22 protein-coding genes are annotated in these 21824 nt (G+C 52.9%); 8 read left to right on the top strand and 14 right to left on the bottom strand.

Annotated elements, in window-relative coordinates; all coding sequences use genetic code 11:
- Window positions 1-60 precede the first annotated feature (60 nt).
- On the bottom strand, window positions 61-954 hold the full coding sequence (gene ispA / locus ACWAU0_RS02410) for a (2E,6E)-farnesyl diphosphate synthase (RefSeq protein WP_205453458.1): 894 nt from the start codon (window positions 952-954) through the stop codon (window positions 61-63).
- Window positions 947-1180 carry an exodeoxyribonuclease VII small subunit gene (locus tag ACWAU0_RS02405; RefSeq protein ID WP_020484945.1) on the bottom strand — a complete coding sequence of 78 codons (234 nt, stop codon included), beginning with the start codon at window positions 1178-1180 and terminating at the stop codon, window positions 947-949. The genes ispA and ACWAU0_RS02405 overlap by 8 nt, the downstream gene beginning before the upstream one ends.
- Window positions 1181-1860: 680 nt before the next feature.
- On the opposite strand from ACWAU0_RS02405, the gene ACWAU0_RS02400 reads away from it, so the two are divergent.
- Together ACWAU0_RS02400 and parE are read left to right on the top strand one after the other, a co-directional pair.
- Window positions 1861-2358, top strand: a complete 498-nt coding sequence (locus tag ACWAU0_RS02400) for a phage tail protein (protein ID WP_205453459.1) — start codon at window positions 1861-1863, stop codon at window positions 2356-2358.
- Between the two features lie 234 nt (window positions 2359-2592).
- Window positions 2593-4482, top strand: a complete 1890-nt coding sequence (parE, locus tag ACWAU0_RS02395; protein ID WP_205453460.1) for a DNA topoisomerase IV subunit B — start codon at window positions 2593-2595, stop codon at window positions 4480-4482.
- A 44-nt stretch (window positions 4483-4526) separates the two neighbouring features.
- Here parE and ACWAU0_RS02390 read toward each other — a convergent pair whose 3' ends face one another.
- The gene (locus ACWAU0_RS02390; protein WP_240348211.1) at window positions 4527-5039 is read right to left on the bottom strand and encodes a hypothetical protein; all 513 of its coding nucleotides are present in this window, start codon (window positions 5037-5039) and stop codon (window positions 4527-4529) included.
- Window positions 5040-5281: 242 nt separating this feature from the next.
- Here ACWAU0_RS02390 and ACWAU0_RS02385 point away from each other — a divergent pair, with 242 nt between their 5' ends.
- On the top strand, window positions 5282-6121 hold the full coding sequence (locus ACWAU0_RS02385; RefSeq protein WP_205453461.1) for a CvfB family protein: 840 nt from the start codon (window positions 5282-5284) through the stop codon (window positions 6119-6121).
- 62 nt (window positions 6122-6183) lie between these two features.
- On the opposite strand, the gene ACWAU0_RS02380 is transcribed toward ACWAU0_RS02385, so the two are convergent.
- The 8 genes from ACWAU0_RS02380 to gshA form a co-directional block, all read right to left on the bottom strand.
- Window positions 6184-6666, bottom strand: a complete 483-nt coding sequence (locus ACWAU0_RS02380) for a cytochrome P460 family protein (RefSeq protein WP_174843446.1) — start codon at window positions 6664-6666, stop codon at window positions 6184-6186.
- Between the two features lie 239 nt (window positions 6667-6905).
- Window positions 6906-7454 carry a formaldehyde-activating enzyme gene (fae, locus tag ACWAU0_RS02375; protein WP_205453462.1) on the bottom strand — a complete coding sequence of 183 codons (549 nt, stop codon included), beginning with the start codon at window positions 7452-7454 and terminating at the stop codon, window positions 6906-6908.
- Between the two features lie 52 nt (window positions 7455-7506).
- Entirely contained in the window at window positions 7507-8163 is a 657-nt protein-coding gene (locus ACWAU0_RS02370) for a pyridoxamine 5'-phosphate oxidase family protein (protein ID WP_033157099.1), read from the bottom strand.
- Between the two features lie 129 nt (window positions 8164-8292).
- Window positions 8293-8979: a DUF4336 domain-containing protein gene (locus tag ACWAU0_RS02365; RefSeq protein ID WP_205453463.1), complete on the bottom strand. Its 687-nt coding sequence runs from the start codon at window positions 8977-8979 to the stop codon at window positions 8293-8295.
- A 524-nt stretch (window positions 8980-9503) separates the two neighbouring features.
- Window positions 9504-10010, bottom strand: a complete 507-nt coding sequence (locus tag ACWAU0_RS02360; RefSeq protein ID WP_205453464.1) for a hypothetical protein — start codon at window positions 10008-10010, stop codon at window positions 9504-9506.
- Between the two features lie 107 nt (window positions 10011-10117).
- Window positions 10118-10357: a hypothetical protein gene (locus ACWAU0_RS02355; protein ID WP_205453465.1), complete on the bottom strand. Its 240-nt coding sequence runs from the start codon at window positions 10355-10357 to the stop codon at window positions 10118-10120.
- A 56-nt stretch (window positions 10358-10413) separates the two neighbouring features.
- Window positions 10414-11139: a phosphoadenylyl-sulfate reductase gene (locus tag ACWAU0_RS02350; RefSeq protein WP_205453466.1), complete on the bottom strand. Its 726-nt coding sequence runs from the start codon at window positions 11137-11139 to the stop codon at window positions 10414-10416.
- A gap of 4 nt (window positions 11140-11143) precedes the next feature.
- On the bottom strand, window positions 11144-12730 hold the full coding sequence (gene gshA / locus ACWAU0_RS02345) for a glutamate--cysteine ligase (RefSeq protein WP_458138199.1): 1587 nt from the start codon (window positions 12728-12730) through the stop codon (window positions 11144-11146).
- A gap of 240 nt (window positions 12731-12970) precedes the next feature.
- On the opposite strand from gshA, the gene recQ reads away from it, so the two are divergent.
- Entirely contained in the window at window positions 12971-15103 is a 2133-nt protein-coding gene (gene recQ, locus ACWAU0_RS02340; RefSeq protein WP_458138198.1) for a DNA helicase RecQ, read from the top strand.
- Here recQ and ACWAU0_RS02335 read toward each other — a convergent pair.
- Genes ACWAU0_RS02335 through ACWAU0_RS02325 form a run of 3 tightly spaced genes read right to left on the bottom strand, consistent with a single transcriptional unit; the run spans window position 15072 to window position 16279 of the window.
- On the bottom strand, window positions 15072-15536 hold the full coding sequence (locus ACWAU0_RS02335) for a DUF1249 domain-containing protein (RefSeq protein WP_192393243.1): 465 nt from the start codon (window positions 15534-15536) through the stop codon (window positions 15072-15074). The two genes, recQ and ACWAU0_RS02335, sit on opposite strands and share 32 nt — an antisense overlap.
- Window positions 15537-15538: 2 nt before the next feature.
- Window positions 15539-15943: a 6-pyruvoyl trahydropterin synthase family protein gene (locus ACWAU0_RS02330; protein ID WP_458138197.1), complete on the bottom strand. Its 405-nt coding sequence runs from the start codon at window positions 15941-15943 to the stop codon at window positions 15539-15541.
- A 36-nt stretch (window positions 15944-15979) separates the two neighbouring features.
- Window positions 15980-16279 carry a PilZ domain-containing protein gene (locus tag ACWAU0_RS02325; RefSeq protein WP_033157090.1) on the bottom strand — a complete coding sequence of 100 codons (300 nt, stop codon included), beginning with the start codon at window positions 16277-16279 and terminating at the stop codon, window positions 15980-15982.
- A gap of 249 nt (window positions 16280-16528) precedes the next feature.
- Between ACWAU0_RS02325 and ACWAU0_RS02320 the strand changes: the two genes are divergently transcribed.
- The 4 genes from ACWAU0_RS02320 to ACWAU0_RS02305 all read left to right on the top strand — a co-directional run bounded on the left by ACWAU0_RS02320 (window position 16529) and on the right by ACWAU0_RS02305 (window position 21706).
- On the top strand, window positions 16529-17542 hold the full coding sequence (locus tag ACWAU0_RS02320) for a tryptophan--tRNA ligase (RefSeq protein ID WP_458138196.1): 1014 nt from the start codon (window positions 16529-16531) through the stop codon (window positions 17540-17542).
- Between the two features lie 106 nt (window positions 17543-17648).
- A complete protein-coding gene (locus ACWAU0_RS02315; protein ID WP_458138195.1) occupies window positions 17649-18407 on the top strand; it encodes a YdcF family protein in 759 nt (252 codons plus the stop codon).
- Window positions 18408-18498: 91 nt separating this feature from the next.
- On the top strand, window positions 18499-20316 hold the full coding sequence (locus tag ACWAU0_RS02310; RefSeq protein WP_458138194.1) for an ABC transporter ATP-binding protein: 1818 nt from the start codon (window positions 18499-18501) through the stop codon (window positions 20314-20316).
- 352 nt (window positions 20317-20668) lie between these two features.
- A complete protein-coding gene (locus ACWAU0_RS02305; RefSeq protein ID WP_458138193.1) occupies window positions 20669-21706 on the top strand; it encodes an IS110 family RNA-guided transposase in 1038 nt (345 codons plus the stop codon).
- Window positions 21707-21824 lie beyond the last annotated feature (118 nt).

Below are 21824 nucleotides of genomic sequence, written 5' to 3'. Positions count from 1 at the left end.
GCAAGCTGAAAACCGGAAGGATTGTGGCGCAAGAAGTATAAATCGTGCAGTTCGCTACGCTTAGTGCGTACGTTCGATGATATACAGCGACAAATCGCGTAACAAATCCGCTTCGCTGCCAAAGCCGGCTAGGCTGGCGACGGCTTGTTCATGCAGCTCCTGAGCTTTTTCCTTGGCGCCGGCCATTCCCAGTAGTGCCGGGTAAGTTGGTTTGTCGTTATCGACATCTTTCCCCTGAGTTTTACCCAGTGTAGCGGTATCGCTTTCTACATCCAGAATGTCGTCTTTGACTTGGAAGGACAGGCCTATGCATTTGGCGTAGTGATCCAGCTTTTTAGCTACATCCACATCCAGGTCTGGTTTGGATAAAGCCGCCAGATTGACGCTGGCGCGAATCAACGCGCCGGTTTTGTGGATGTGCATGTTTTCCAGTTCCGGCAGAGTCAGCTTGCGGCCGACAGAACCCAAGTCGATGGCTTGGCCGCCAACCATGCCTTGCGAGCCGCTGGCGCGGGTCAATGCCGCGATCATTTTGACTCGGGCTTCCGCGCCGGCCTGAATGGCTGAGTCGTTGGCTAATATGTCAAAAGCCAATGCTTGCAGCGCATCGCCCGCCAGAATGGCGGTAGCCTCGTCGTATGCCTTGTGACAAGTCGGTTTGCCGCGACGCAAATCGTCATTGTCCATCGCCGGCAAATCGTCATGAATTAAGGAGTAAACATGGATAAATTCCACCGCGCAAGCCTGAGCGTCCAACAGGTCTTCACTCAAGCCCAAGGCTTGGCCGGTGGCATAAGTCAGTAACGGGCGAGTGCGTTTGCCGCCGTCCAGTACGCTGTAACGCATGGCTTGATGCAAGGTTTGCGGCAGAATGTTCTCGCCGGGCAGCCGGGCGTCCAACGCCCGTTCGACGCGGTTCTGGCAGGCGGTAAGGTAGGCTTTTAAGTTACTCATCGGTGAATGGCTCCAAAGTTTGCTGGCCGTTTTTTTCTAATAAAATTTGGACTTTCTGCTCGGCGTCTTGCAGCGCTTGCTGGCAGGTGCGGGTTAATCTGATGCCGCGTTCGAAGGATTTTAAGGACTCTTCCAGAGAAATATCGCCGCGTTCCATTTGCTCGACCAATTTCTCCAGTTCTTCCATCGCTTCCTCAAATTGGGATGCGCTTTTACGTCTCGACATATTATAAATGTGGCTCGCGGTGCTCAAAAAATGACCAAGCATTATAGTATGAATTGCTCTGCCATTGAGTTTGGATTGCATCTGTTGTTTTCGATTTAGTGGCAGCAATTCGGTTCGCTCAGTTGTTCGCTAACACTGAGGCGTCAGCGGCTGCAGTTACGGTGACATTTTTGAGGTTGCCCAGGTTTGCCTGGATTCCAAGGCTCCAGCTTCCCGAGCCATTCACGTGCTCCGAACCTAAACACTCAGCGGGGGGGGGGCATCCGAAATGTCACGTTGCAATTATCCCTATCCCGTTTCCGCCGGAACCGCTCTCCGCTCAAGCCATTATGCGATAGCTATTACGCCGCTCGGTACGAACCGTTCGCAAGCCAGACCAATTAACCTTTCGAAGTTTTACGATATTTCGTGCAAAAAACGATATGCCGTGGGCGATAGGTTGTATCGGCGGTCCTGTTTATCGATGGCGGTTTAAAAATAATTGTTTTTATTCAATGATTTATTTTGTTGTTACTTGGGTTTTTGGAAAGTGGCATTCCATTTGCCATTACAAGTCGAAGTTCATCGATTTTTACGACAGATTGTTTAAACATCGGATCGGTGGCTTTCTTCTAAACCAAATTATCGAACCGTTCGGCCGCCGTTTAGGCGCACCGAATCAAACTTTTTGAGGATATATCATGAAAACAACCAGCCGTTTTATCAGCGTTTTATTCGGTGCAGTCGTGGTCTCGTCAGCCAGCGGCGGCGCCGTTGAGAATGTCATAGACAATTCCGCCCCGTTGGTCTATTACGAATTCAGCGCCGGAGGAGTCACCACTTATTTCACCGATTGCAAAGGCATGGGTTCGCAGAACGAAGTGGAGCAAACCAGGGTTAGTGCGCGGGGAGAGAACCTTACAGTTAAGATACCCGGACGCTTATCGGCTAAAAATATTACCTGCAGCAAAGGTTTGACCAAGTCGATGGATCTCTGGACTTGGCGACAACAGTTTGTCAGCGGTAGGTCGGGCAGGTCGCGGGTCGATGCGACGCTGATTGCCTATGACCAGACGATGACGCCCATCGCGGAGTGGAGCTTCAATGGCTTGTGGCCTGCTGCTATCGATTTCAACGAAACAACGCCCGGCAAAGAAACCATTGTGTTCGCCGTCGACCAAGTTCTACGTATGCGCTGATCGAAACCGGGGCTGGCGCCAAACAGTTGGTTTGTCGTCAAAAATCGGTGGCGGCGCCCTGGAAAACGCCATGGGTCCGGCTTTTCCAGCGCTTAGGTAATTTCAGATAGTGCTTGCGGAAGTTGGGGCATGGGGAGTCGGGTGATGATGGCCGGCTTTCCGGAGCCGCCCTGGCGCACGTTGCTGACATATAATGGTCAGCCGACACTCTGTTATTACCTATTACGAGACATCATGACCCAAGAATATAACGCGGCCGCCATAGAAGTACTGAGCGGCCTGGACCCGGTGCGCAAGCGCCCCGGTATGTATACCGATACCACCCGCCCCAACCATTTGGTGCAGGAAGTGGTGGACAACAGCGTGGACGAAGCCTTGGCCGGCCACGCCGATACCATCAATGTTGTACTTTATAAAGACGGCTCGGTGCGGGTGGATGATAACGGCCGGGGCATGCCGGTGGACATACATCCCGAGCAGGGCATTCCCGGCGTGGAAGTGATCCTGACCCAACTGCATGCCGGCGGTAAATTCTCCAACAAAAACTATCAATTTTCCGGTGGTCTGCACGGTGTCGGTGTGTCGGTAGTGAATGCCCTGTCGGAAAAACTGCTGGTTGAAATCAAGCGTGGCGGTGGTGTGTATCAAATGGCATTTGCCGGCGGCGACAAGGTTGGCGAATTACAGCAAAGCGGTACGGTTGGGAAAAACAACACCGGTACTAGCGTGCATTTTTGGCCGGACGGTAAATATTTCGACTCCAATCGGGTATCGGTCAGCAAACTCAAACATGTGTTGCGTGCCAAAGCGGTATTGTGTCCGGGCTTGAAAATTACTTTAAATTCCGAACTCAGCGACGAGCAATTCGAATGGTGTTATCAAAACGGCTTGCAGGAATATCTGCTGGATAGGGTGGGCGATGCCGAAATTTTTCCGCAACCGCCGTTCATGGCCAACATGGCGGCCAGCAACGAAGCGGTGGAGTGGGGCATCGTCTGGACGCCGGACAGTTTGCCGGAAACCATCGCCGAGAGTTATGTGAATCTGGTGCCGACTGCCCAAGGCGGTACTCATGTCAACGGCTTACGCGCCGGCTTGACCGAAGCGATGCGCGAGTTTCTGGATTTTCGTAACCTCTTGCCGCGCGGCGTGAAAATTGCCCCGGAAGACGTTTGGGAAAGCTGCCATTTTGTATTGTCGGTAAAACTGGAAGACCCGCAGTTTTCCGGGCAAACCAAGGAAAGGCTGAGTTCGCGCGAATGCGTGACCTTTGTATCCGGCGTCGCCAAGGATACGTTCAGCCTGTGGCTGAATCAGCATCCGCAGGAAGGCGAAAAGATCGCCGAAATCATCCTGGCTAGCGCCCAGAAACGCCTTAGAGCAGGCAAAAAAATCGTCCGCAAGAAAATCACCAGCGGCCCGGCTTTGCCTGGCAAACTGGCGGATTGTTCCGGACAGGACTTGAGTCGCACCGAACTGTTTTTGGTCGAGGGCGACTCGGCCGGCGGCTCGGCCAAACAGGCGCGGGATCGCGAATTTCAGGCCATCATGCCGTTGCGCGGTAAAATTCTGAACACCTGGGAAGTCGATTCCGGCGAGGTGATGGCCTCTCAGGAGGTACACGACATCGCGGTGGCGCTGGGCATCGAACCCGACAGCAACGACCTGCAAAATTTGCGCTACGGCAAGATCTGCATCCTGGCCGACGCCGACTCCGATGGCAATCATATTGCCACCTTGATTTGCGCGTTGTTTTACCAGCATTTCAATGCCTTGGTCAGGGCCGGGCATGTGTTCGTGGCGATGCCGCCGTTGTATCGTATCGATGTCGGCAAGAAGGTATTTTACGCGCTGGACGAATCGGAACGACTGGGCGTATTGGCGCGCATCGAAGCCGAAAAGCTCACCGGCAAGATCAACATCCAGCGCTTTAAAGGTTTGGGCGAGATGAATCCCTCGCAATTGCGGGAAACCACGATGAATCCCGACACCCGCCGCCTGGTGCAGTTAACGGTAGCCGAAAACGACGATACCCGCGAACAGATGGATCTGTTATTGGCGAAGAAGCGTGCCGGCGATAGGAAAAGTTGGCTGGAAGATCGGGGCAACTTAGCGCAAATATAAGCGACACTCTGGCCGGAGTTAGAGGGCTCCGGCTGGCTTGACCGTCAAATATCCATCAACAGCATTGGAATGCCGTAGGTCAGTATGAAGTAACTAAATGCGTAAACTACGCTGACGCTGGTTGGGTAACTGAAGAAAGCGCGAAAGATATAGCTGACGATGGAGATATACCATACAACCAAAAACACCGCGATGCCTATGCCGATTTCTTCGCGGTAGATATGGTGTTGCAATACCAGCCAATAGTCGAGCGCTTCGGCAGCGACAGCCAAGGTCATGATGAAATTCTCGCAGACGAAAATCGAGGTATACAATTGGTTGAAGCAGCCCCATTTTTTTTCCATCAGCAATAAGATCGCCACCGAGCCGAAGGCCATGGTGGTGCGACCTAAAACTTCCAAGGTGCCGTCCGCCGGATCGGAGATTAAGCCTTCAACGATCATCCCGGAAATCAGATAGAACGCCACGTTTTTCCACATAAACGAGTTAGGCGGGACTAACTCGGACGGGTTGTTCAGAAACCAGCAAGAGGATAGATACTTCAGGAGTAAATTCATAATCGACACTTATATTCGATAAAAGCAGGTTTTATCGAATTGAAAAAACCGTCCATTATAGACGGGCGGCAGCATAACGGGGTTTTGACTTCGTTTTAGGTGCGTATTTGGAGTATATGGTGCCGCCGTTTAAGGCGATGCAGCCTGCGGTTTTACCGATTCGTTTGTATAATAGCCCTTCATTTCTCCGCGTGTGGCCAGCAAGTGCCAACGCTCATGCCCAATCAAACTCCGGAACCTTCATGATCGAACTAGGCAAATTCAACACTTTAACCGTCGTTAGCCAGCGCGATAATCAGTATGGTCTGGATGGTGGGGAGCTTGGCGAGATCGCGCTGGCGGATAAAGATGCACCGGACAATCTAAAGGTCGGCGATACCGTAAACGCCTTTGTCTTCATTGACGGTAAGAATCAAACTATCGCTACCCTGCAAACGCCGCTTGCGCAAGTCGATCAGGTGGCCTGGTTAAAATGTATATCACTCAGCCATGCCGGTGCGTTTTTGGGATGGGGCTTGCCCAAGGATTTGTTGCTGCCGTTCAGCGAGCAAAAGGGGAAAGTCGTCGAAGGCCGATCATATCTGGTGCGCCTGTTTTTAGACGAAAACAACCGCATCGCCGCCACAATGATGCTGGACGATTTTATTCAGGATCAGGCGTTTTATTACAAAGACGGCCAGGCGGTGCAACTCATTATCGCCGACGAAACCGACTTGGGCTTTAAAGCGGTGGTGGATAATCAATATTGGGGCGTGTTGTATAAAAGCGAAACTTTTCAGCCCTTGCAAAAAGGCCAGTCATTGACTGGCTATATTAAAAAAGTCCGCCCCGACAATAAGCTGGATTTGGTCCTGAGCCAGGAAAAATACGGTCAGAAAGTCGATGCCACGTCCGAAAAGATTCTGGCGATACTCACAAAGCGCGGCGGCTATGTGGCGCTAACCGACAAAAGTGCGCCGGAAATTATTTACTATACCTTTGGCGTCAGCAAAAAAGTCTTTAAGCAAGCGATAGGTGGCTTGTATAAACAACGACGGATAGTGATCGAAGAATCTGGCATCCGCCTGGTCGATCAGGCTTAAATTATCTTTGGCTAAGGTAGAGACGCAATATTGTGCGTCTCTATCGAGTCAGCCTAGAGCGCCTAAGGCCGATATTGCGAGAACACATAATCGGTTTTTTGCTCGGAGGCATGACAGGCAAAGCACGATGTGCCGCCGTCTTTCACCAGCCGTTCGGTTTTGCTGTTGCCGGCAAAACCTTCAAAGCCCCAGCCGCCGGTCGCGGCAAATTTTTTCGCGTCTTTCAGCATCACGCCCACCAGCTTGCGTTCGCCTTCCTGGATGGTTTTATCCTTTTCCTGATATTGCAACAAGTCGAACACCAACACCGAGCCGTCTGCGTACTTACCGGTTTTCAAACCCGCTTCCGCTTGTTTATTGGCGTAGACATGGTGCAAGCCTTGAAACGGATTCTCCAGGGCGTGGCCGGGTTGAATCAGCATGCTTTTAGCGTGCAGCCAGTTGCGATAGCCCTCCGGAAACGGTACGGCCTGATCGGCCGCAAACGCGGTAAAGGCAACTGTGCCTAGCAGGCCCGCCATCAACAACGAAATGCTTTTTTTCATGATCGTATCCCCCATAAAAAGTAAAGACCCTATAATTTCGAATCGAAACTATAGGGTCTTTTTAAGCGGGTTTGCGGATTTTGTCAAACAAATAGTGATGCGCTATTAGTTTGCTTGGCGAAGCGCGGCTGAATAGTAGGTGCGGTGTTAAGCGGGAATGGCGGTTAAGACGAAAGCAGGGGAGGGAAAGATGGCGTGGCGTTGGGCTGCAAAGGCTTGCAACCCAAGTGACCAGCTAATTAAATCTTACCGTCCAACCCCATCTGAAAATATTTATGGGTGATTTTTTCTTGGTTTTCCAGCAGCCAATCAATATCCGGCGTGTTGGTCATGGCTTTATGAATGGCTTTGGCCATGGCCTCGCGGTGGATGTTGAACAAAATTTGATGATCCAGCTTGTCATCTTTGATCACGCTGGGATTCAACCATACCGAGCAAATAATCCCCAAGTCGTTGGCTTTTTCTTTGGGAATATCACCCGCGCGCACGGCATCCAATACGCCGTTAGCAATCGCTGCCTGCACGGTGCCCATTAAAATATTGGTATAACGGCTGTTCTTGACAGTGACCTTGCTGACCATCAGCGTGACCGGGCGCACCTGAATATCGGTATTTAAAATCGCGAATACCCGGGTGTGGCCCTGAACTTGATCGCCGGTTAAAGTGGCAATCGCGGTGCCGACCGGTCCGTCCAGTTCGCCGATGATGATTTCCGGTTCTGCCGCCGTACCGGCTGGGCCGCCCGCTACCAAGGCTTCGCCGGTGCGCATAATGATTCTTTTGCTCATGTGGGTCTCCAAATGTATGTTGAGGTTAGTAATTTTCCGGAGGGAGGGGGAGCTAGGCGTCACGGCTCAACACCATCGCCCCGTATTCTTCCGGTGTGATTATGCCGCCCAGACTTTCTGCAGCGTGACTATCGCAAGCCGGCAACACATCCTGCACCGCATCAATACGCTTCCATTGCGGCAACGGCGTGTCTTGATGGGCTTGCGGCACGTATTTCGAGCTGGCAAGCCGGCTCATGCGGTGGATATAACGCGGACAGTTGATGAATATCTCGCTAATCGCCACCCGCACCATCAGCTCGGCGCCAGGGTATTCGGCCAGCAGCGGATCGTTGGCTTCAATGCGGGCGTCGCCATGCACCCGAATCCGGTGCGGGGTTTCGAAGTCGATGAACAGCATGCCGATTTTCGAGTTGCCGTTGATATTGCCCATCGACAAAAACATGCCATTGCCGTCGTAACTGGGGAACGCCAGTTCCTGGGGATTAACCACCTTCACCAAGCCGGGATTGCCGCCCTTGTAAGAGCAAGTCGGGTAACCGCGCTGGTCTATCGTAGTCAGAAAGAAAAAATCCCGGCTCTCAATAAACGGCTGATGCTGCTCGCTGACTTGCTGTTCAACGATCATTTGTTCCAAACGATCCGCGAGCTTGACGGTGTCGTGTTGAGATTGCAATTGGCGGTGCTGCGGGCTGTAAAAGTCGCTCATGGGCGATGCTCCTTGATGGGATGGTGCGGCGATTCTAACAGGAATGCTGGTTAGTCAGGTTTTGCGGTTGCAAGAAACGGAACGCCTGGTCGGATTGCTACGAGGAGCGTGGGAACAATAAAAAACGCCTTATTTTCTCAGCCAATTGAACGCCGCGCTTAATTTGCGTTTGGCGTCGTTTTCGATGATTCGGTCATGAGCCAGCACAATCCGCTCAACATCCAACGCCAGCAGCGCATCGACCGAGCGCGCCAATGCGGTTTTATCTTTAACCAACAGTTTCATGGTTCGCGACATTGCCAGTTGATCGTAGACGCCGAGCAGTCTCGCTACAACGCGCGCTAATCCGATGTGTTCAGCGCCGAAGCAAAATAGCAGGTCGGTAAGAATCAAAGTACCCGTTGTGCTGTGAAACCAAGCCGTCTCGTTAATGATGGGTAGGCCTTCCACAAATACGGGGATTAATTCGGTCGTCCAGGCCGGCTTTTCCAATGGTGACAGCACCGGGTAAGCGCTAAGGTCCGGCCGCTTTTCCGCTAACCCTGGCGCGATATAGCCTTCGGCATTCGGGAACGCCTTCATGAATGGCGTAAAAAACAGGTGGTGGCTCTTGTTCGGTGCCAGCACATAACGCACTGGGCCGATTTCGGCAATTTCAGTCACCAGTTGGGCTGACGGCTCGATCGGCGAATGCACCCAAATCGATCCGTCCCGCAGTTTGACGAAAGTGGCTCTGGTGCTTAGATTTAACGGACCGAATTTAATAGCTTGCTGTGCATACCAGATTTGGCCGGGAACGAGAGTTTTTAGGAGCACTTGGTCTTGGGGCTAAGTAAAACTGGATATGCTAAAAGACGAAAAGTACGGTGTCAAAGCCTTGAATGGACAAGAAGAGTTAGTCCGCGTGGGCACAAAAGCCGTGCCCACCCTACGCAAATGCGGTCGTTTTTCTCCCGTATGCCGCGCCGAGTACCGGAGCTTTCGCCGGGACCAGCCCGAAGGGGCGATGCAGGGATGCATCGCGTTGACGAAGGGGCAGGAAGCCCCTTTCGGCAACCCCCGGCGAAAGCGACAAATTTGCCAGGAGCAAATTTGAACAGCCAACGGCTGGCCCGAAGGGCGAAAACCATGGATGGTTTTCGTAGCAACGCAGGAGATAAGCGGCATCCGGGTGTCTTTTCTTTTGGATACTTTTCTTTGGACAAGCAAAGAAAAGTATCTCGGCTGTCGGTCCGAGAACCGACATTTAAAACTCGTCGCGATAGCGACACAAAACCTAAATCCCGCGTGGGCACAAAAAACCGTGCCCACCCTACGAAATTTTTTCTAGATTTGACAAGTCATTGGGCTTCAGTCTTTCGAGAATCGATCCAAAAGCCATTCTTAAAAATGACTTGGGCTTCGACTGGTATTGAAGGGCAGCAAAGAGAGTCATGTTTAAAATCAAATTCCTTAGCGGAGTACCAAAGCTGATTGTCCTTAACATAAAGTTTATTGATAAACCGTGGAAAGTTTTCCGAGGTTGTAGAAGGCATCGAGTATTCTGGGACTATATGAAAGTTTTGACTGTAGTCCCGTCTGAGAGCAGCAAATGCAGGCCTACTCATCGCTGTGCCTCCACTACATTCTCTGTCAATATCGTATAGCGCTACGACATATTCCGTATCGGGTTTGTCGTCAATTTGAAATCGAATGATATTTTGCTCATCCATATGAATCAAGCATCCAACAGAGTTTGCGTATGCCGATATTGTTGCTGCAATTTGTTTGGAGGGGAGCACCGTTTCGTCTGCGGAAGTCCCAATAGAGACACACATAAGTAAAGCCAATAGAATACGTTTCAGCATCGGAAAACAGGTAGAGATAGGAATCTCGATCAAATTCTTCTGGCTATTTGTGGACAAATAAAACTTTGGCGGGAAAAATAGTTCGAGTTAAATCAATTCTAATCTATTCAAGCAAACACCTTCCAAAGCATCGCCATCGTAAACGCCAAATTAAACCCAATCATCCATTTCAACAGCTTAAACTCACCCTCGGCATACATCTGATACTTCAGCATTTGCTCTTGGACAAAATGCAGATGATCTTCTTTACTGAGTTGCTGGATGGCTTCCGCTGCCTTGATTGCCTTGGGCTCGCTGACGCCGGCTTCTTTCAGTGCTTGGTAAACTTCTGCGATCTTTGAGGTCATGTTGTTCCTCCACTAACGGGCTACCAAAGTATACCAAGTTTCATCAGCTCGATATTTCAAGCCGATTTAACATTCCCCCCATGCAACCCACATTCCTTCTTAGCCGCATCTTCCCACCACCAACGTCCCGCGCGTTCGTGTTGATTTGGTAACACCGGCCGGGTGCAAGGCTCGCAGCCGATGCTGATATAGCCGTGTTGGTGGAGTTCGTTGAACGGTACCTGATAGGCTTCGATGTAATCCCACACCTGCGCGGATGACCAGTTCAGCAGCGGGTTGAATTTGATCAGCTGTTTGCCGGGGGCCGAGAAGCCGGCGTCCAGTTGTACTTCCGGGATGTCGCCGCGGGTGTCCAGGCTTTGGTCTTTGCGTTGGCCGGTGATCCAGGCGTCCAAGGTTGCCAGTTTGCGCTTCAACGGCTCTACCTTGCGGATGCCGCAGCATTGTTGGTGGCCGTCTTCGTAAAAGCTGAACAGGCCTTTTTCTTTGACAAAGGCATCCAAATGCTCGCGATCCGGGTTCAAGATGTCGATGGCGATTCCGTAATGCTTACGCACTTGTTCCATGAAACGGTAAGTCTCCGGATGCAGGCGGCCGGTGTCCAGAGAGAACACTTGAATATCCTTGCGGATTTGCAAAGCCATGTCGATCAGCACCACGTCTTCCGCACCACTGAAGGAGATGGCGATGTTATCGAAATGGGCTAGCGCGGCTTTTAAGATGGTGCGCGGATTTTTGCCTTGCAACTCGGTTTGGGCGGTGCTTAAGTCGAATTCAGTCATGGATTTAGCTCTGGGCAAAGTAACGGGATAAATACTCATCAAAGTCCAACTTGTCGTTAGCTTCGATGTCGGCTTGTTTTTGCAGGGACGCGGCAGCCATGTCTTCGAATTGGCGTTGCGTGTCCTCGTCCAAGGGTTCGGCATTGAAATAATGCTTATGCAAGGCCGAGGTGTTGCTGGCAAAACAGCCAAACTCTTGGCCGTTTTCGCGCATGCAAGCCAGAATGCGGGCAGACGGCGTCAAGGCCGGGTTGTCTACGACCGCCAACTGGTGTTGCAAGGCCAATTGATACGGGCGGTCCAGGCTGCCTCTATCCAGCACCGCGCAGATGGGTTGCATGGCATACAGGATGCTGTGCGCCCACTGCTGTAAGGTGACGGTGTCGCCGCCCCGGTTTAATTGCAAACCGGGGCGGCGGCCTTGATTGGCGACCAGCAATTGGTTGCTGTTGTTAACCTGGAATTCGTCCGGGCCTTGCGGGGGGCTGTCCTGCAATAGGCAGTACAACAAAAACGCTTCGACAAAGCGGGCGGTGCTTTCGTCTATGCCGATCGGATTCAGCAGATTCAAGTCCAGCGAGCGCATTTCCACATACAGCACGCCGCGGCGTTTGAGGGCTAGCGTCGGCTTTTCGCCGGATTTGGCGATCTGCTTGGGGCGCATGGTGCTGTAAAACTCGTTTTCGATTTGCAGGATGTTGGCGTTCAGCTGCTGATACTCACCATCCACTTTCACGCCGATGGCTTCGTAGTCCGGATACGGGGTGTTGATGGCTGCGCTCAGACTGTCCACGTAGCCGTCCAGCGAGTTGTAATCGATCTTCAAGCCCGCCTGGTTCTTGCTCTTGTAACCGATGTCGCTCATGCGCAGCGAGGTCGCATAGGGGTGGAACACGGTGTGCTCGTCAAACTCCTTGAATTGCTCCATCAATTGCGGGCGGCTTTTGAAAAAGGTTTTGCAAATGGCCGGCGAGGCGCCGAACAAATACAGAATCAGCCAGCCTTGGCGGTGGAAGTTACGGATCAAACCGAAATAAGCGTTGGAGATAAAGTCTTCCAGGCCGGTCGTGCAGCCGCTTTGCTGGTACAGCGCCGGCCACAGCGCCTCCGGCACCGAATAATTAAAATGGATGCCGGCAATGGCTTGCATGGTGCGACCGTAACGGTGCCACAAACCTTTACGGTAAACGTGCTTCATCTTGCCGATATTGGATTTGCCGTACTCGGCGATGGGGATGCTCAAGTCGCCGTCGATACCGCAGGGCATGCTGGTGGCCAGCAGCATTTCCTCGCCTAGATGCGGGTAGACAAACTGGTGGAGTTGATGCATGTAGTCCAGGGTTTGGCGGATGTCGGCAAACGGCGGAGTGATGAATTCCATCAGCGCTTCCGAATAATCGGTGGTGATGTAAGGGTGGGTCAACGCCGAACCGAGCGCCTTGGGGTGCGGGGTTTGGGCGATCTCGCCATGCTCGGTGATGCGCAGGCTTTCTTTCTCGATGCCTTTCAGGCCTTGTTTTAACAGGTATTGTTGATCGTTATCGATCAAATATTTAAGACGGTCGGGTAAACGGCAGTAAGTAATGAGCATAGAAAATTAGGCGCCTTCCGCGGCTGGGGTAAGCGCGGCATTATATAGGGTGGATTTTGATTTATTGAAATCGGCGTGCTGTAAAGTGAATCAAGGAGATTGGGGATCTGCGTGACTATTTCAAGGCGTAGAAGGCCGTAGCGGATTTCGCATGGCTCGGGCGTTTGCGGATGATGGCCTGATCTATGGTCTAATACCGCAACGATTTTTTGCCGGTTTAGATTTAGCAAGTAATGATTTATGACCAATAACGCCGCCCTGCAAACCCTGCATAGCGTGTTCGGCTACGACAGTTTTCGCGGCCAGCAGCAACAGATTATCGAGCAATTGATCGGCGGCCGGGATGTGTTGGTATTGATGCCGACCGGCGGCGGCAAGTCCTTGTGCTACCAGATTCCGGCTTTAGTGATGGACGGCGTGGGCATCGTGATTTCGCCGCTGATCGCGCTGATGCAGGATCAAGTCAGTGCCTTGCATCAACTGGGTGTGAGAGCGGCTTATTTGAATTCGACGCTGGCGCTGGAGCAGGTTCGCGAGATCGAACAGCAATTGCAGAGCGGCGAGCTGGATTTGCTTTACATCGCTCCGGAGCGCTTATCCAACGCCAGAACCCAAGCCCTGTTTGCCCGTTGCAAGATTGCTTTGTTTGCTATTGACGAAGCGCATTGCGTGTCGCAATGGGGGCATGATTTTCGCGCCGATTATTTGCTGCTGTCGGTGTTGCACGAGCAGTTTCCGCAAGTACCGCGCATTGCTTTAACCGCAACCGCCGACGAACGCACCCGCCAGGAAATCATTACCCGGCTGGCGCTGGAACAAGCGCAGGTGTTTGTCAGTGGTTTCGACCGACCGAATATTCGTTATCGAATTATTCAAAAGGACAATGCCCGCCAACAATTGTTGAATTTTATCCGCACCGAACACCCCGGCGACACCGGCATCGTCTATTGCTTGTCGCGTAAAAAAGTCGAAGAAACTGCCGAATGGTTGAATCAAAAAGGCCTGAAAGCGCTGCCTTACCATGCCGGCATGGAGCATAGAGAGCGGCAGAAAAATCAGCATCAGTTTTTGATGGAAGACGGCCTGATCATTGTCGCTACCATCGCGTTTGGCATGGGCATAGACAAGCCCAACGTGCGCTTCGTGGCCCATCTGGACTTGCCGAAAAGCGTGGAAGCCTATTATCAAGAGACGGGCAGGGCGGGGCGCGATGGTCTGCCGGCCAACGCCTGGATGGCGTATGGTTTGCAGGACGTGTTGACGTTGCGGCAAATGCTCAGTACCTCGAATGCCGACGAGGCGCACAAGCGGATTGAATTGCATAAGCTGGACGCGATGCTGGCCTTGTGCGAAATGGTCAGTTGCCGGCGGCAGGCGCTGCTGGGCTACTTTGGCGACGAACTGGAGCAAGGCTGCGGCAATTGCGACACCTGTCTGGAGCCGGTGGAAACCTGGGACGGCAGCGTCGCCGCGCAGCAAGCCTTGTCTTGTATCTATCGCACCGGCCAGCGCTTTGGTGTGACCTATTTGATTGATGTGTTACTGGGCAAGAGTGACGACCGGATGCGCCAGTTCGGCCATGATAAGCAGTCGACCTTTGGGATAGGTAAAGCCCTGGACGAAAAACAATGGCGCTCGGTATTTCGGCAATTGGTCGCCAAATCTTTGGTGGAAATTGATTTCGAAGGCCACGGTAGTTTGAAACTGACCGATGCCTGCCGGCCGGTGTTGCGGGGTGAGCAAACCTTGATGCTGCGTAAAGATGCGCAAATCGCCAAAACCCGCCGTGAAAAAGCCGAAAAACGCCAGCCGGGCGGCGCGGCGGACAGTGCTTTGTGGAATGCCTTGCGCGCCAAACGCAAGGAATTGGCCGACGAGCAGGACGTGCCGCCGTATGTGATTTTTCACGATGCGACCTTGATGGCGATGGTCGATGCTCGGCCGCGCAATCATCAGCAACTGAGCATGCTGTCCGGCATAGGTCAGCGCAAGTTGGAGTTGTACGGCGATGAGTTTTTGGCGGTGCTGGCCGAGTTCGACGACGAGCCGCCGGCGTCGGCCACCGATACCGTGGCGGAAAGTCTGGATTTATTCAGATTGGGTTACAGCGTCGAGCAAGTGGCGAAACACCGCAGTCTGAGCGAGGACACCATTTACAACCACATGGCCAAAAGCCTGGAATTGGGCCTAGTGGCGCTGGGCGATGTGTTGAGTTTGTCGCCGGCGGAAGTCAGTGAAATCGAGGCGTTGTTGTTAAGCTTGCCGGAAGAACAACGCAACGCCTTGAAGCCGGTCTACGAACAATTGGGCGGCGCTTACAGTTACGGCGTGTTGCGCTGCGTCAGAGCGGCTTTACAGCAGCAGCTTGGTTGAGTTTGTCGTGCGTGAAGCGGTAATCGGTTTTCAGGCAATGATCCAGCCACTTCTGCAGGAAATAGTTTAAGCGCCATTTGTAATTACGGATTTCCACCAGATTGCCGGGGTCTTGGTAAACCTTATCGACTGTCGGCCGGTCGATGTCGCGCAGCACTTCCGCCAATTGCGCATCCAGATAAATCCGAATTTTCACCGCCGGCACGATGTGCTCCGACAGCTGCTGGTCGAAGCAATGGCTAAGTTCGATGGTCAAGGTGTAGGGATTGCGCTCCAGCACTTGCAGATATAGAGCCGGTTTGTTTTGGGTCAGGCCCACGGCGGTTTTATCAAAAGAGCGCAGATTCGGAATCAGCCTGAACAACTTCTGATAGTTGGATTCGCAGATCTTTTCCAGACACAGCGCGGTATTGACCGGTTGTACCAAGCTCATGCTTAGTCTTCCCGATAACAAGCATTGGCGCTGGCGGTTTCCCACAACACCACTTGATCGACATTAAAGCCTTGTTGTTTGACGTGCTGGTAAATCATCTTGCTCAACACTTCGGCGGTGGGATGTTCGTCGATAGCCAAAAACTGCTCGTTGTTGGCGACCAGGGCCGGAATGATAGGGTCGTCTTTATGCAGCAAAAAGTTGTGATCCAGCACCTTATTGATAAATCTATCCACACAGTCTTTCACGTCGGAAAAATCGCAGACCATGCCCTGTTCGTTGAGGCTGTTTTGTTTGATGGAGATGCTGGCTTTGACGCTGTGGCCGTGCAGGTTGCGGCACTTGCCCGGATGGTTCATCAGGCGGTGGCCGTAGCAAAAATAAACTTCTTTGGTAATGATATACATAGCGTGCTACGTCCTTGTCAGGAATGGATGCTGTCCTTAATTGCCTTTGATGCTTTTGATTGAGGCGGCTATTTCAAAGCTGCCGTCGCCTTGTTTGACGCTGCGCACCACTTCGATGAAGGCCGTCATCGGCGGGGTGATTTGGGTTTTCGGCATGATGCTGACTTCCATGGCTAAACCGACATCGAACGGCCGGTTGGCAATAAACGAGACGCCGGCGCCGCTGAGCGTTGTGCATTTGCCGGTACTGACCTCGCTGGAATCGGCCAGCTTATAGGTAATGTCACAGTCCACATCCATACGGATGTAATCGCGTTTTTCATCATGATTCAGCATTGGCTTCCCCCGATTCGGATTGGCAGTGGTTGGGTAAAAAATCAGTCGCAGGGAGTTTACTATAAAAATCCGCCGCTCTGGGTAGGAAATAGTGGCTCATATTGCCGGAATCAGCGGATTTTTTGGGCGAGCTGTGATGCAGTTGGCATGCAGGCAATTGCCAGGTTCGGCGGTTTTATTGCCTGACTAAGCCAGGCGATTTGTGTAAAATTCCGCCACTTTTTCATTACAGACAGCGTAGGCAGCAGCATGAGTAAATCCATTGTCCTTACCGGTATCACCACCACCGGCACGCCGCATCTTGGCAATTACGCCGGGGCGATCCGGCCGGCGATCAATGCCAGCAAAGACGAGCAGGTCAGACCGTTTTATTTCCTGGCCGATTACCATGCCCTGATCAAATGCAACGAGCCTGCCAGGGTCAAGCAATCCAGCCTGGAAATCGCCGCCACCTGGCTGGCGCTGGGATTGGATACCTCCAACGCGGTGTTTTACCGCCAGTCCGATGTGCCGGAAATTCTGGAACTGACTTGGATGCTGACTTGCGTGACTGCCAAGGGCTTGATGAACCGCGCGCACGCCTATAAAGCCGCCGTCGCCGAAAACGAAGAAACCGAAGGTAATGATCCGGACAAAGGCATCACCATGGGCTTGTTCAGTTATCCCATCCTGATGGCCGCCGATATTTTGATGTTCAACGCCAATAAGGTGCCGGTGGGCAAAGATCAAATCCAGCACATCGAAATGGCCCGTGACATCGCCAGCCGCTTTAACCATATCTATGGCGAGCATTTCGTGTTGCCGGAAGCGGTGTTGGACGACAACGCGGCGACCTTACTGGGCCTGGATGGCCGCAAGATGAGCAAAAGCTACAACAACACCATTCCACTATTTGAGCCGGAAAAGAAGCTGCGCAAGCTGATCAACAAGATCAAAACCAATTCCCTGGAACCCGGCGAACCGAAAGATCCGGAAGGCTGCACGCTATTCGGTATCTACCAGGCATTTGCGAATCAACATGAACTCGATGCGATCCGTCAGCGCTATGCGGAAGGCATAGGCTGGGGCGAGATGAAGCAGGTGTTGTTCGAGAAAATCAACGATGAAATCGCCCCGGCTCGCGAGCGTTACGAAGCCTTAATGGAAGCGCCGGAGCATATCGAGCAGCAATTGCAGGAAGGCGCCGAGAAAGCCCGCGCCATCACTCGGCCGTTTATCAATACCTTGCGGGAAGCGGTGGGTATTTCCAGATTGGCGATATAACGGCGCTAAGCCTTAGAGACGCAAAATCTTGCGTCTCTAACTCACTCCCAATGTGGTTTGTCTATAGCCATATTGACTGATACTTGCTCAAGGATGATCGTGTCCCATGTCCATCATCGCTATCTACTTTATCAAGCTGCTGTTGTTGCCGCCAACCTCTTTGGCGATGCTGGCGCTGGTTGGCTTGCTTCTGCGCAAGCGTAAATGGGGGAAGAACATGGCGATAGTCTGTCTGGCACTGTTGTGGTTATTGAGTTTGCCGATTGTGGTTAAGCACTGGGCCATGCTCTGGGAACGGGTTCCGCCTCTTTCTACCGAAGCCGTGCAGCAATTCAAACCTCAGGCTTTGGTGGTGATAGGCGGCGGCATTGAAACGTCTGCACCGGAATATCCAGGGCAGGTCACTTTACATGTCAGAACCTTGCTGCGTGTGCGCTATGCTGCCAAGTTGGCCGGGCAACTGGATCTGCCGATTTTGGCGTCCGGGGGCGGTATGCTGGAACCGGATGACATTCCCGAAGCGGATTTGATGGCGCAAACCTTGCAGAGCGAGTTTAAAATTCCCGTGGCCTGGCGGGAGCCGCGTAGCAGGAATACCGCCGAAAATGCCCGTTTCAGCCGCGAGCTGTTAAAAGAGTTTGGCATCAATAAGATTGTTCTGGTCACCCAGGCCTACCATATGCCGCGCGCTGCTTTGGAGTTTCGCAAAGCCGGTTTTGAGGTATTGCCCGCGCCGACGGCCTTTATCGGCCACGCCGGCGAATCCCGCTGGCTGGATTGGTTGCCGTCTGCAACAGCCTGGTCCAACAGTTTTCTGCTTGCGCACGAAATGGTCGGTATGTGGTGGTATCGAATTCGTTACTGAGATAACGCTGCTCCACCTGGTCCTTTCATCAACGGCGCGGCCGCCGGGCAATTGGCTATAATGGCCGCCAGCTTTCTTACCTGACGCCATCATGTCCAAATCGCCCACCAAGGAAGGTCTCCGCCGCGCCGCGGAAGCGCCGCCGTTACCCGCCAACCCTTGGCGTTTTATCCTGTTTTGCTTGAAGCCGTTCCGCTGGCTGCTGCTGTTGATGCTGATACTGGAAACCGGTCAGGCCGCCGGCAGCATTCTGGTGCCGTATGCGATCAAAGCCTTGATGGACGCGGTTGCCAACCAGCCCGTGCCAGTGGGCGATTGGCTGGAGACTTTCAAGCAACCCTTGCTGCTGCTCGCCGGCCTGAATCTGGCCGAGATTATTTTCAGCCGCAGCAGCGGCGCGGTGCTGATCATCATGGGGCCGCGCTTGCGGCAAGGCACCGCACGTTCTTTATTTGCCTATCTGCAAAACCACGCGCCGCGCTACTTTGGCAACCATTTCGCCGGCGCGCTGGCGCATCGCATCAGCGAAACCGCGATGAGCGTCAATCACACCACCTGGTCCATCATCTGCGATTTCTGGCCGATAGCCGTGACGTTTACGGTGTCGGTCACGCTATTGCTGGGTGTGCATCAGGGCTTGGGCTTGTTCGTGGCCGGCTGGGTTTTGATGTATGTGTTGATTTCGTATTGGCTGGCAACCCGCTGCCAACCTTACGCACAGGATTTCGCCGCTACCCGCAGCATGGTCAACGGCAAGATCGTTGATGCGGTGACGAATATTCTCAACGCCAAATTGTTCGCCCGCTTGCAGCACGAACGCGAATACCTGGACGGCTTTTTGGATACCGAATTAAAAAGCGCCCGCCGCACCTTTTGGTACATGGAGCGGGTGCGTTGGTTTCAATTTACCGCTGCGGCCATTTTAAAGATCGGCACCATCGGCTACGCCTTGCAACTTTGGCAGGCCGGGGAAATCAGCGTCGGCGCGTTTGCCATGAGTACCGGCTTGGCGATTTTGGTGATCGGCGACGCCCGCAATCTGAGCCGGCGCTTTCTGGAGTTTTTTGAATACGTCGGCAACGTCGCCAACGGTGTGGACACCATCATCCAAAGCCACGAAATCATCGACCTGCCGGACGCCAAACCTCTGCACATCAGCCAAGGCCGCATCGAGTTTAAAAACGTCTGCTTTAGCTACGAGCCGGGCCGGCAGGTGTTCGATCAATTAAATGTGGTAATCGAGCCGGGGCAGCGGGTAGGATTGGTCGGCTTCTCGGGTTCCGGTAAATCCACCTTTGTGAACTTGATTCTGCGCAACTTTGAGCCGCAAGCCGGGCAGATTCTGGTCGACGGCCAGGATATTTTGTTGGCGACCCAGGATTCCTTGCACGCGCAAATCAGCCTAATTCCGCAAGATCCCAGCCTGTTTCACCGCAGCCTGAAGGAAAATATCGGTTACGGCCAACTGGATGCCGACGACGCGCAAATCAGCTTCGCCGCCAAACTGGCACATGCCGAAGAGTTTATCGCGGCGATGCCGGAAGGCTACGAATCGCTGGTAGGCGAACGCGGCGTGAAACTGTCCGGCGGCCAACGCCAGCGCATCGCCATCGCCCGGGTGATGTTGAAAGACGCGCCCATCCTGATCCTGGACGAAGCCACCTCCAGCCTGGATTCCGTTACCGAAAAAACCATCCAGGAAAACCTGGAGCGGGTCATGGGCCGCAAAACCGTCATCGCCATCGCCCACCGCCTCTCCACCATCGCCCATCTGGACCGGGTGTTGGTGTTCGATCAAGGCCGGATAGTCGAGGACGGTAGTCATCAGGAGTTGCTGGACAAGCAGGGCTTTTATTACCGGCTGTGGACCATGCAGGCCGGTGGTTTTTTGCCGGATGAGGTGGTTTAGTTGATTGAAATTGGAAATCAAAAGGGTGGGCTATGCTGTTGTGCCCACCGTTTCATCGGTGCAAGGTTAGTTCCGCGTAGGCACAAAAGGCGTGCCCAACCTTGTATGATGAATTTTAACAACCGATAGCCCAGAAAAACCGATTAAGCTGTGATTGTTCATTGGGAGGCCGTCCCACCCTGAGGACTGGTAGTTTACCAGAGCCTGTCGTGTAGATTGGCCCCCGCCCTATTCACCCATACCGTGGAGTATCCGAGGCTTAGAGCCTGCATACACAAGGAAGGTAGGTGCATGTGCAGGGTCGGGAACCGGTGAATAGTGTACTTCCCTTTAACTGTATTCAAAAACGATTATGACGAACCACCCGCTCAACACCACCGCTGAATCTATCCCTCGCCTGTTTGCCGGCGTGGATGTGGGCGCCGATGAATTGGTGCTGGTGATCCGCAAGAACGGCAAGCCGTTCGATTCGCAAAAATATGCTAACACTCGTAGCGACCGTACCCGGTTGGTCAATAAGCTGATCAAATTATCCGGCATCAAGGTCTGTCTGGAAGCCACCGGTATTTACCATTTCGATCTCGCTATTGCGCTACACGACGCCGGTGTACCTGTGATGGTGGTCAATCCCAAGGCTTCGCATCACTTCGCTAAGGTATTGATGAAAAACAGTAAAACCGACGCCGTCGATGCCAACACCTTGGCCGAATATGTCGAGCGCATGGATTTCGTCGCCTGGACTCGTCCTTCGAATCAAGCGCTGACTTTGCGCGGCTATGCTCGCCGTATCGACGCGCTAACCGGTCAGAAGGCCGCCGCGAAAAATCATCTACATGCGCTGAGTGCGACCGAGGAAACGCCGAAGGCCCTACTACGCGATGCCAAATTGGCGATTAGTCAGCTGGAAAAACGCATCGATACGTTGGCTGGCGAGGCGCTGGCGTTGATCGACCAGCATCCGGAACTGCAACGAATATTCGACCTGTTGACCGGCATCAAAGGCATGGCCCAAACCAGCGCCATTGCCTTGATGGGCGAACTACTGCTATTGCCGCCCAACCTGTCGCATCGCGAATGGGCCAAGTTTGCCGGACTCGATCCCAAGGCCTTTGAGTCGGGCAAAAGCGTACACAAGAAAATGCGGCTATCCAAGGCCGGTAACCGGCATATTCGTTCGGCGTTGTATATGCCGGCCTTGAGTGCCAAACAGCACGATCCGCATGTGCGAGCGTATTTCCAGGATTTGATCGACAACGGCAAGAAACCTTTGCAAGCCGTCTGCGCCGTCATGCGTAAATTACTGCATGCGATCCATGGCATGTTGAAGCACGATCAGCCGTTCGATAACACGCGGTTTTATGCCATCCCTGAATCCATCATCGCCGAGTAAAAGATGATGAAATTTGTTGCTTTTGAACAGAGTATCTACAAGGCTTTAGCGCCTAGAAGCCAAGTGCCAGGGATGGTATAGTTTTCTCTAAGTTTATGGGTGTCGTATTTTTCACCGC

It is taken from the genome of Methylomonas sp. Uni0009 (assembly GCF_054188105.3).
Note: the sequence above shows the minus strand (reverse complement) of the source record. Positions and strands in the feature narration are given on the sequence as shown.

Excerpts from the sequence above, each read along its gene's own strand:
- ispA (WP_205453458.1), bottom strand. The coding sequence starts at position 954 with ATGAGTAACTTAAAAGCCTACCTTACCGCCTGCCAGAACCGCGTCGAA.
- ACWAU0_RS02405 (WP_020484945.1), bottom strand. The coding sequence starts at position 1,180 with ATGTCGAGACGTAAAAGCGCATCCCAATTTGAGGAAGCGATGGAAGAA.
- ACWAU0_RS02400 (WP_205453459.1), top strand. The coding sequence starts at position 1,861 with ATGAAAACAACCAGCCGTTTTATCAGCGTTTTATTCGGTGCAGTCGTG.
- parE (WP_205453460.1), top strand. The coding sequence starts at position 2,593 with ATGACCCAAGAATATAACGCGGCCGCCATAGAAGTACTGAGCGGCCTG.
- ACWAU0_RS02390 (WP_240348211.1), bottom strand. The coding sequence starts at position 5,039 with ATGAATTTACTCCTGAAGTATCTATCCTCTTGCTGGTTTCTGAACAAC.
- ACWAU0_RS02385 (WP_205453461.1), top strand. The coding sequence starts at position 5,282 with ATGATCGAACTAGGCAAATTCAACACTTTAACCGTCGTTAGCCAGCGC.
- ACWAU0_RS02380 (WP_174843446.1), bottom strand. The coding sequence starts at position 6,666 with ATGAAAAAAAGCATTTCGTTGTTGATGGCGGGCCTGCTAGGCACAGTT.
- fae (WP_205453462.1), bottom strand. The coding sequence starts at position 7,454 with ATGAGCAAAAGAATCATTATGCGCACCGGCGAAGCCTTGGTAGCGGGC.
- ACWAU0_RS02370 (WP_033157099.1), bottom strand. The coding sequence starts at position 8,163 with ATGAGCGACTTTTACAGCCCGCAGCACCGCCAATTGCAATCTCAACAC.
- ACWAU0_RS02360 (WP_205453464.1), bottom strand. The coding sequence starts at position 10,010 with ATGCTGAAACGTATTCTATTGGCTTTACTTATGTGTGTCTCTATTGGG.
- ACWAU0_RS02355 (WP_205453465.1), bottom strand. The coding sequence starts at position 10,357 with ATGACCTCAAAGATCGCAGAAGTTTACCAAGCACTGAAAGAAGCCGGC.
- ACWAU0_RS02350 (WP_205453466.1), bottom strand. The coding sequence starts at position 11,139 with ATGACTGAATTCGACTTAAGCACCGCCCAAACCGAGTTGCAAGGCAAA.
- gshA (WP_458138199.1), bottom strand. The coding sequence starts at position 12,730 with ATGCTCATTACTTACTGCCGTTTACCCGACCGTCTTAAATATTTGATC.
- recQ (WP_458138198.1), top strand. The coding sequence starts at position 12,971 with ATGACCAATAACGCCGCCCTGCAAACCCTGCATAGCGTGTTCGGCTAC.
- ACWAU0_RS02335 (WP_192393243.1), bottom strand. The coding sequence starts at position 15,536 with ATGAGCTTGGTACAACCGGTCAATACCGCGCTGTGTCTGGAAAAGATC.
- ACWAU0_RS02330 (WP_458138197.1), bottom strand. The coding sequence starts at position 15,943 with ATGTATATCATTACCAAAGAAGTTTATTTTTGCTACGGCCACCGCCTG.
- ACWAU0_RS02325 (WP_033157090.1), bottom strand. The coding sequence starts at position 16,279 with ATGCTGAATCATGATGAAAAACGCGATTACATCCGTATGGATGTGGAC.
- ACWAU0_RS02320 (WP_458138196.1), top strand. The coding sequence starts at position 16,529 with ATGAGTAAATCCATTGTCCTTACCGGTATCACCACCACCGGCACGCCG.
- ACWAU0_RS02315 (WP_458138195.1), top strand. The coding sequence starts at position 17,649 with ATGTCCATCATCGCTATCTACTTTATCAAGCTGCTGTTGTTGCCGCCA.
- ACWAU0_RS02310 (WP_458138194.1), top strand. The coding sequence starts at position 18,499 with ATGTCCAAATCGCCCACCAAGGAAGGTCTCCGCCGCGCCGCGGAAGCG.
- ACWAU0_RS02305 (WP_458138193.1), top strand. The coding sequence starts at position 20,669 with ATGACGAACCACCCGCTCAACACCACCGCTGAATCTATCCCTCGCCTG.